10 protein-coding genes and 1 pseudogene are annotated in these 9,407 nt (G+C 38.6%); 3 read left to right on the forward strand and 8 right to left on the reverse strand.

What is annotated here, in order from left to right:
• Position 1: 1 nt before the first annotated feature.
• From G576_RS0111920 to G576_RS14170, 6 genes are all read right to left on the reverse strand, one after another.
• Positions 2–871: a branched-chain amino acid ABC transporter permease gene (locus G576_RS0111920; RefSeq protein ID WP_027974802.1), complete on the reverse strand. Its 870-nt coding sequence runs from the start codon at positions 869–871 to the stop codon at positions 2–4.
• 97 nt (positions 872–968) lie between these two features.
• A complete protein-coding gene (locus G576_RS0111925) occupies positions 969–2,126 on the reverse strand; it encodes an ABC transporter substrate-binding protein (RefSeq protein ID WP_027974803.1) in 1,158 nt (385 codons plus the stop codon).
• A gap of 97 nt (positions 2,127–2,223) precedes the next feature.
• On the reverse strand, positions 2,224–2,484 hold the full coding sequence (locus G576_RS0111930; protein ID WP_027974804.1) for a DUF2129 domain-containing protein: 261 nt from the start codon (positions 2,482–2,484) through the stop codon (positions 2,224–2,226).
• A gap of 170 nt (positions 2,485–2,654) precedes the next feature.
• The gene (locus tag G576_RS0111935; protein ID WP_083960048.1) at positions 2,655–3,269 is read right to left on the reverse strand and encodes an ATP-dependent Clp protease proteolytic subunit; all 615 of its coding nucleotides are present in this window, start codon (positions 3,267–3,269) and stop codon (positions 2,655–2,657) included.
• A 130-nt stretch (positions 3,270–3,399) separates the two neighbouring features.
• A complete protein-coding gene (gene upp, locus G576_RS0111940) occupies positions 3,400–4,029 on the reverse strand; it encodes a uracil phosphoribosyltransferase (RefSeq protein WP_027974806.1) in 630 nt (209 codons plus the stop codon).
• Positions 4,030–4,559: 530 nt separating this feature from the next.
• Complete coding sequence (locus tag G576_RS14170) at positions 4,560–4,709, reverse strand: hypothetical protein (protein WP_425423388.1); 150 nt, start codon at positions 4,707–4,709, stop codon at positions 4,560–4,562.
• Positions 4,710–4,953: 244 nt separating this feature from the next.
• On the opposite strand from G576_RS14170, the pseudogene G576_RS13450 reads away from it, so the two are divergent.
• From G576_RS13450 to G576_RS0111950, 3 genes and pseudogenes are all read left to right on the forward strand, one after another.
• A pseudogene (locus G576_RS13450) lies at positions 4,954–5,154 on the forward strand (Y-family DNA polymerase); the annotation flags it as partial.
• On the forward strand, positions 5,151–5,519 hold the full coding sequence (locus G576_RS0111945; RefSeq protein WP_027974807.1) for a hypothetical protein: 369 nt from the start codon (positions 5,151–5,153) through the stop codon (positions 5,517–5,519). The pseudogene G576_RS13450 and the gene G576_RS0111945, both read left to right, overlap by 4 nt.
• Entirely contained in the window at positions 5,506–5,805 is a 300-nt protein-coding gene (locus tag G576_RS0111950) for a DUF5960 family protein (RefSeq protein WP_027974808.1), read from the forward strand. Before G576_RS0111945 ends, G576_RS0111950 begins: the two co-directional genes overlap by 14 nt.
• Before the next feature lie 254 nt (positions 5,806–6,059).
• Here G576_RS0111950 and vga(F) read toward each other — a convergent pair whose 3' ends face one another.
• Together vga(F) and ant(9) are read right to left on the reverse strand one after the other, a co-directional pair.
• Positions 6,060–7,445 carry an ABC-F type ribosomal protection protein Vga(F) gene (gene vga(F) / locus G576_RS13455; protein WP_037619053.1) on the reverse strand — a complete coding sequence of 462 codons (1,386 nt, stop codon included), beginning with the start codon at positions 7,443–7,445 and terminating at the stop codon, positions 6,060–6,062.
• Between the two features lie 1,096 nt (positions 7,446–8,541).
• Complete coding sequence (gene ant(9) / locus G576_RS0111960; RefSeq protein WP_027974810.1) at positions 8,542–9,351, reverse strand: aminoglycoside nucleotidyltransferase ANT(9); 810 nt, start codon at positions 9,349–9,351, stop codon at positions 8,542–8,544.
• Positions 9,352–9,407: the final 56 nt, after the last annotated feature.

Below are 9,407 nucleotides of genomic sequence, written 5' to 3' on the forward strand. Positions count from 1 at the left end.
CTTACACCTTCTCCTTCACATTTTTACCAAGAATTCCAGATGGACGGACAAGAAGAATTAAAATTAAAATCACATAAACAACCGCATCCTTGTAACTTGATAGACCAATCTGAACCGATAGTGTTTCCAAGAATCCAATTAGAACACCACCAAGAGCTGCACCAGGAATAATACCAATACCACCTAAAACAGCAGCAACAAAGGATTTGATACCAGGAGCCATCCCCATCAAGGGCTCGATAGAGTTGTAGTAAAGGCCGATAAGGACACCTGCTGCACCAGCAAGGGCTGAACCAAGAGCAAAGGTAAAGCTGATGGTTGTATTGACATTGATCCCCATCAGTTGAGCTGCATCGCTATCTACAGACACCGCACGCATGGCTTTCCCCATCTTTGTCTTCTTAACAATAAATTGCAGAGCAAGCATCAAGAAAATAGAGACACCAAGAATAATCAACTGAACATTGGTCACCGAGATTGGTCCAAGGTCAAATTTAACCGTCTGAAGGGCTTGCGGAAAGGCGCGTTTTTGACTACCGACGAAGTATTGCATACCATATTCCAAAAGGAAAGACACACCAATCGCTGTGATTAGCGCAGCAATTTTTGTCGAATGTCGCAGAGGACGATAGGCCAAAAATTCAATCAACATTCCGATACAAGCTGTAATCATCATCGTCAGCACTAGGGCTACAAAAAAATTCATGTGGAAGGTATTAATCAGATAGTAGCCGACGAAGGCTCCAATCATATAAACATCGCCATGGGCAAAGTTTATCAGCTTCAAAATCCCATAAACCATGGTATAACCCAAGGCCAAGAGTGCATATACACTTCCTAGGATTAAAGCATTAACAAGTTGTTGAAACATGTTCTTACCAAACTTTCTATAACATAATAATATCTGGGAAGACAATTTGCTCCCCAGATTTAATCATTTACTGATTTCAGTTTCTAAGTTATGAGACTTAGTTAGCTTCTACGACTGTTGAAGAAGTTTCTTTACCATCTGTCAAACCGATGATAGATACAGATTTCACTGGGTTGTGTGACTCGTTGATTGTCATTGTACCAGTTGTTCCTTCAAAATCTTTTACTTTAGCAAGATTTGCTGCAATATCTTTAGATGTTTTAGCACCTTCTGCTGCATCTACTGCCATGTAAACAGCATCGTAAGCAAGCGCCGCAAACATTGATGGTGCTTCACCGTATTTAGCTTCATATGCTTTAGCAAAAGCTGCCGCCTTGTCAGAAGATGACGCTGAGAAGCCTGAGATATAGTAAACTTCATCAACATTATCAGCACCAGCCAACTCAATCATACGGCTGTCTGCGAATCCGTCAGGTCCTACGATTGGTTGTGTGATTCCCATTTCACGTGCTTGTTTGATGATTGAACCAGCTTCTTCGTAGTAACCAGGCATGATGATTGCTTGGTAGTCAGCTTTTTTGATTTTTGAAAGGGCTGCTTGGAAGTCAGTATCTTTAGCTGCAAACGTTTCTTCTACAACGATTTCACCTTTGTACTTTTCTTTAAAGACATCGGCAATACCTTTAGAGTAGTCTGAAGAATTGTCGTAGTAAAGAACAATCTTGTCAGCTTTCAAAGTGTTAGTAGCATAGTTAGCCAAGACTTCACCTTGGTAGCTGTCAATGAAAGTAGTACGGAAAACGTACTCATTTACTTTTTTGTCAGCTCCGATAGTCAGTGAATCTTGAGTTCCTGATGGTGTGATTAAAGGAACACCTGCTGAAGTAACGTTTGGAATAGCCGCCGCTACCGCACCTGAGGTTGCAGGGCCGATCATTACGTTGATTTTTTCTTCAGTCGCCAATTTTGTGGCAACTGTCGCTGCCTCAGCATTTTCAGATTTGTTGTCTTGAGATACTGATTCAATTTTCTTACCAGCTGCTTTAAGCTCTTCAATAGCAAGTTCCGCACCGTTTTTCTCAGCTGAACCGTAGGCTGCAGTTGCACCTGACAATTCAAAGTTAAGTCCGATTTTCAAGTTGTCGCCAATTTCAGTACCTGCTGCTGACGAACCTGCTGTTGGGGCAGAACCACATGCTACCAATACCGCTGCACTTGCAAATGCAAGCATGCCGAGAGTGAATTTTTTCTTCATGAGATAAACTCCTTAATCTTTTCTTAATTGTTATACTGTACAAGTATACTGAATTATCTGAAAATTAGCAATACTTTTAACTAAATTTTCTTCTTTTTTAGTCTGTCACCACTCTTTGGAGGTTCCCGACAAAATTTTGATCAATCTCATGTAGGTGAGAGGGTGACACTCGTTTAACAAATTTTTGTTTTCCAATCAGGGCTGTCAACTCAGTAACATCCTCTGCATTGACATAAAGAAGGACGTAGCGCAATTTTTTAGAGTGGTAAAAAGTCTCACCAAATTTGTGTAATTTTCGAGCATCTCGGTTATAGTAAAGATAAACCGCTAAGCTAACCCGTTCTTGTTTTTCAAACATGGTCGTTCCTTTCAATTTTTATAATGATGGTTGATTTTGTTGAGAATTGACCCTACCAATGCTGCCCTGCTTGTTCAAATTTAAAGATGATAAGCCTACTCCCATAACTGCACTATTATACCATAAATTTGTACTTAGGCAGTAAAAAAGCAGGACAATCCTGCTCTACTTTAGTTTAAATCGTTATTTTCCATGATGGCATCAATGAAGCCGTATTTAAGGGTTTCCTCGGCACTCATCCAGTAGTCACGCTCAGCATCTTTATGGATTTGCTTCAGAGTTTTTCCAGAATTTTTTGCCAAGATTTGCTCAAGATTATTACGTGTTTTAAGCAAATGTTCTGCTGCGATAGCCATGTCAGTCTGTTGTGTGCCGCCGCCAGTACCACCCATTGGCTGGTGAATCATATACTCGGCATTTGGAAGCATGAAACGTTTTCCCTTAGTTCCTGATGAAGCAATGATTGTACCCATAGAGGCTGCAACCCCCATGACAATGGTTTGGACATCAGCCTTAATGAAATTCATAGTATCGACAATGGCAAGACCGGCCGACACAGAACCGCCAGGCGTGTTGACGTAAAGGTAAATATCCTTGGTGTGGTCTTGAGCATCCAAGAACAAAAGCTGCGCAATGACAGAATTTGCCATATTATCTTCGACAGGACCCGTCAACATGATGATGCGATCTTTCAAAAGGCGTGAATAGATGTCGTAAGAACGTTCTCCACGTGATGTTTGTTCAATAACTACAGGAATCATAATTTTCCTCTTTTCTTCTAAAATTCTTACTGCTATTATATGTTTTTAGTCAGCAAAGGTCAAATAAAAAACTTACTTTTTAGCACTCTTTGTGAACGAGTGCTAAAATCTTCTAAAAGGAAAAGAGCAAGTCTGTCTTACTCCTTCCTTTGTCTTACTTTGTACCAAAGAGACGGTCACCCGCATCGCCGAGACCTGGGACGATGTAGCCGTGTTCGTTAAGCTTTTCATCAAGGGCTGCCGTGTAGACGTCAATGTCTGGATGCGCTGCTTGAAGTTTAGCAAGGCCTTCTGGAGCCGCCACCAAGCAGACAAATTTAATGTTTGTCGCACCGCGTTTTTTCAAAGAATCAATCCCAAGGATAGCAGAACCGCCCGTCGCAAGCATTGGATCTACCAGGAAAATCTGGCGTTGGTCAATGTCTTCTGGCAATTTTACTAGGTATTCAACGGGTTCCAAGGTTTCCTCATCGCGATACATTCCGATATGTCCCACTTTTGCTGCTGGAACAAGGCTAAGCAATCCGTCAACCATTCCGATACCTGCACGGAGGATTGGAACAATTGCCAATTTTTTACCAGCCAGTTGCTTTTGAACCGTCTTGGTAATTGGCGTCTCAATTTCCACATCTTCAAGTGGAAGATCACGCCAAACCTCGTATCCCATCAACATGGCAATCTCATTAACCAACTCACGAAAATCTTTTGTTGATGTCGTTGTACGACGCAAGATTGATAATTTGTGCTGAATCAGCGGGTGTGAAATAACTTGGAATTTTCCCATGAGAAAACCTCTTTCTATGTAACTTTTTATCTTCACTATTGTATCAAAAATGATAAGGATTGACTAATGTTTTTTTAGTCCCCTGTGGTAAAATGAAGTGCAAGAAAAGACCTGTTCATCTAATATCCTAAAGTCGCAATACTCGGTTTGGCAAGGTGTAGTCAAGTGAGACTTCAGATTTAACTATTACATTAAAAAGTACTTTATCAATCATTACGATTTCTTTCATTCAAATGTTCCCAACCTTCTATTCTAGTCTTTCGTTTTCATAAAGTTAATTCTGTTACGTTCAGTTTTTAAAATTCATACCTAGCTAGTTTTCGACTACATGAATTTTCACTCTTAAGATTGATAAGCACTTCGTTATCTTATTTAAGGTGGTGATTTTTTCTACCATTTGTCAAGTCTATCAAGGCTTTAAGCAAAAAAATAAAGCATAACAGTAGCTGTTTTGAGGCTGCTACCTTATTTTTGTCACTAATTTATACTTAACCAAATTCAAAATCTGATATATATTAGAAACATGGAATTTACTGTGGACGATTTTCTTCCAGAATCTTATTCCACTTTCCATGCAATAGATCCACGTTCTCACTCAATAGTCCTACAGCCATTACTACAGCTTTCTCTAGCGTTTCTTCATCAATATGGTTATTCTGACAGCCAATCTGTCCTTTGATCCTATAACGATTGTTACACTGCCAAACTTTAGGTTTACCTCGACTGGTAGTCCAGCTCTCTCATCCAAAGGCTGAACCACATACTACTTAGAACACCTTTGTAGTGAAGAGGATATCATTACTCTGCATAATACAAGATTTCAGTTGGTGTTCTTCTCGAAAGACTTTCCTCCTTGCCAATTCCAACTGTACTATTTCCCAAGTGTCTTTGTCAATAATAGCTTCATAACTTTCTCCTACATAGTATACTCTACTATCACTCTTTGATGATGTAGAACGAATTGAAAAAGAAAATAGACTTCAGACAGCTATTGATGTTGTCAGAGAACAGTTTGGCTTTTTAGCCATACAAAAAGGAACCATCCTAACTGAAGGTTCCAGAAATATTGAACGCAGTAAACTTATCGGCGGTCATTCCGCTGGTGGATTGGAGGGATTAAAATGATTGACCGTTCATACTTACCATTTCAGTCAGCAAGAGAGTACCAGGATACTAAGATGCAAAAATGGATGGGCTTTTTCCTATCTGAGCATACATCAGCACTCACTGACGATGCAAACAAAGTAACGTATATGTCAGATTTGTCACTGGAGAAGAAATTATTACTCCTCAGTCAGGTGTATGCTGGGCAACTGAACACGCGCATTCATGTAGTTGAAAAAAACAATCGAGTTTCCTATACTGGAACAATACCAAGTCTGACCAAAGATTTCATATTAATAAAAACTCCAACAGGTCACATTAATTTGAAATTGAAAGACATTGTTAGTATTGAACTTGTAGAGGAGGTGCTCTATGAATCAGCTTGAATTTCAGCGTAATCACCTGCAAATGGACTATTACAGCGAGAGCTACCAAGATTTTGAACGTGACTTCTACCGCTACTCCAACATGAATATTCCATTGACCTTCCTGACCGATGATATCCTCAAAACAATGGCGACTTCACGTAAGAATTACTTTGTCCTGAATAAGGAAAAGGCTAGAGATAATCGCGATCACTTCTTCATATTTGAAGTAAGAACCTTAGAAGAGAATCCACTAATCTATCATTATACATATAAGAAAACTACAACATATTTAGCAGAAAAATAGGAACTGTTCAATTGACTGTTCCTGTTTTTTATATTTTTGTTATTTATTGTTCAATTGAAAATTCCTTTTCAGCTTCTAAATTAATGCCATACTTCTTACCAAAATATATTGGGTAATTATCTGTAATCTTTTCCACTATTGCGCCACTATTTATTTTAAGCTTTTCTATAAAAACATACCCTATGTTTAATTCTTTCCTTCTGAGGAAAATATCAATACATCAATGTAAGACAATAGAGACTAAGCGAGTACATCTATGGCTCCTCAGTTAGCTGATTATACTCAACCAGCCATTTTCTTTGGACAATACTCTCAACAAACCGCTGATCATGGGAAATCAAGAGCACACTTCCCTGGTATTCCTGCAAAAATTTCTCCAGAGCTTCTATGGCTGTAATATCCAGATAGTTTGTTGGCTCATCTACTATCAAAAGATTTGCATCCGATAACAAGACCTTGGCCAAAGAAAGTCGAACACGTTCACCACCAGACAGATTTGCTACCTTCTGCTGGGCCTTATCGTAAGAAATCCCCAACATGCCTAAAAGATTGAGAACCGTTCCCCTGTCTTGAAGCGACGTTGAGCTAGCATTCACAAAGGCTGTTTCTTCTTCATTGAGACTTGTCAAATCCTGGGAGAAATAAGCAATTTTTAATTTTGGATTGTAATAGCCTTCTAATTCTTTTGAAATCAATTTCCGAACAAAACTTGTTTTCCCAGTACCATTTGACCCAACCAAAGCTAGCTTGTCTCCAAAAATCATGCCAAGCTGAGGAAAATCAAATAAATACTTTTCTCCAATCCAGAGCTGACCAGCCTGCAAGCGAAAGAGACTGTGAAGACCCGTATCTAAGGCACCTTTCGCTTCCATCTTTACCCACGCTTCCTTTCTGGGTTGTTCAACCTTGTCCAAACGCTCTATCCGTTTTTCCAAATGCTTGGCAGTCTTGGCCATAGACTTGGCTTTACTATCATAGGAACCCATCATAGCACTAACCTTCCACTCAGACGATGAAACACCTTTCTTTTTCTTCCCCATCTTCTGAGACTTGACTTGGCGTTCATGTTGGGCTTTTTTCAGTTGGGCAACTTTTTTCTGATAGGTTTCATAGGCCTGCTGCTGTCCTTCTCGCCTAGCTCGGCGACTTTCTACAAACGCCTCGTAATTTCCTAGATAAACCTGAAACTTTCCTTCTTCTAAATGCCAAATGTGACTGGCTACTTGATTGAGAAAATGCCGATCATGACTAACAACTAGTAGACTACCTCGATAGCGTTTGATTTGTTTGATTAGCTTTTCCTGGTGTTCTTGGTCCAGATTAGCTGTCGGCTCATCCAGGATTAACAACTGTGGTCTTTGGGCAAAAGCCTCTTGAATAGACTTCCAAACTTGTTCCCCACCTGAAAGCGAGCTCCTTTCCTGTAACTGGGGTACATAGGCCCAGTCTACTTTTACCTCAATTTGACCGGCAAAATCCCTATCCAGTCCTAGTAAGATTTTCAAAAAAGTAGACTTGCCAACACCATTATTTCCAACCAAACCAACCTTTTGACCAGCTTGAAGGCTCAACTGCTTGATTGTGAACAATCTACGCCCTGCAATTTCCTTCTCTAATTGAATACATTTTATCATTTCCATATAGACCTCTTTTCTTCACAAAAAGGGCTTCTATTCTTCAAAAAATGACACAAGAAAAAAGTCATGCAAAACATGACCTTTCCCTATGGAAAAAGTCACACGAATAGCAAGCCCTTATGAGCAGTCTTACCCCTTGTATCGTCGGTTAATGCAACCTCATACAAGTTTTAAGAACGACTAATAAGTAGCTTAATTATTCATGTAACTTCACCTCACGTATTTTATATTTTTATTATAAACAAGTTCAATGAATTTGTCAAATCATTAAAACGCCATGTATCATACAATACTATTTATAGTTACTAAAAATAACCGTAGGAAAATTTAAGTGTTCAAAATTTTCTTCAAGATTAAGAACGGATTTTATCTGAGCTATATTAATATATTTTCAAAAAGGAGTAAATCTGTTAGTGCTATAAAATCTCACTAATAATGATATTTTTCGCTGAACGTTCAAAATTTTGAACAATAATTTTATTGACTGGATAATCAACTATTAGTCTATCAAAATACTCCGAAAATTCCTAATGTACTATTGTTGTCATTCTACTTTTCCTCTTCATCATTAATAAGTAAACAACTTGCTCTCACTTATTATATTCGCAAGTCAAAATAAATTTTCGAATTTTTTTCAAAAAAAGTTAAGTTGTATTATATCAATTTCAGAACTCACACTTCAATCGACCATTCAGGCGATATTAGAGGTGGGTACGTTTCTATTCCCACAAACTCCTTGTCAATGGAAATAAACACGTACCCACAGGGTAAATGGAAATAGATTTTGATAATTTCTTGCTATCACTTCTACTCACTCCAAAAAATTACTTACTCTAACACTTCCCCACAACATAGCAAAAAGCCTTGATTTCAAGGCTTTTCAGTATCCCTTTCGTTCAAAGGTTTCTAGGCTTTTATGAGCAGAGCAACACACTCCACGTGGCTCGAGTTGATGGCATTGATGTCTTAAGCTGATTTTTAACCCTTTCGTTCGCGGGAACGTATCAACGGTATTTTGATTATTTTTTAAGAAACTGATATATGGGGGAACATATCGAAGCAATCAATAATGCACATTAACAACTAGTCTTTGTTATATTTAAACTATTCGAAAAGGTAATTGGATATTAAGGGAAGACTCTATAGACTTTTTCATATGATTAACGAGTTCAGCCACCTCAGATTCCATTCCTTCCCACTTGTCAACACACTCTCCTAAATAAGCCTCTCTCGCTTTGTTGAGTAAAGTAGCATGCTCATCGGGTAATTGAGGTATCGCCCATTCAGCTGCCAGATCTTTTGAGCGAATTTCACCAGTAGATGCTGTCAGCCACATTCTGGCTAAAGTTAAAATCACATTGCGTTCGTCACCGTTAATGCTAGCTATCAACCCGGGCAACGATTCTTTAATTGCTTTTCGAATATCTGTCATTGGCACAGGCTCAATTACTTCTGTTGCCTTTGGTCCCAAAAGGTTAATACTATTTTTTCTTAGTTGTGCTAAAAGTATTGCTAAATCCGGATCATAAGTCGACTCAGGAATTTCTCCCTTTTCAAACTGCTCTCTTAGCCACTCGCCATACATAAATTCATATTTGGGGGGGAAATGCCAAGGGACAATATCCTTTTGATTTATGACCGTAACTTCAAGAGGCCTCATATCTTTTATGTTTCCTATTTTCCCAGATATAAGCATTAACCTATTTCTAAGATTCCTTCGAGTTTTTTCAGATAAACTTTGATTTGTTATTACCAAAATATCTACATCGCTATTCATACGTAAACCACCCATTACTGCCGAACCATACAAATACACCCCAATTAACATATTATCAAGTAGTTCCGCTATAGTTTTTAATGCTTGAATTGCTTCTTTCGGAATTTTTTTGTTACTTAAATCTATACTCAACTTCGATCTCCTTTCGTCTGAAAACTGTTTTTTAACGCCTCTTAAAATTTATAAAA

It is taken from the genome of Streptococcus porci DSM 23759, assembly GCF_000423765.1.
GTDB classification, from domain to species: Bacteria; Bacillota; Bacilli; order Lactobacillales; family Streptococcaceae; genus Streptococcus; species Streptococcus porci.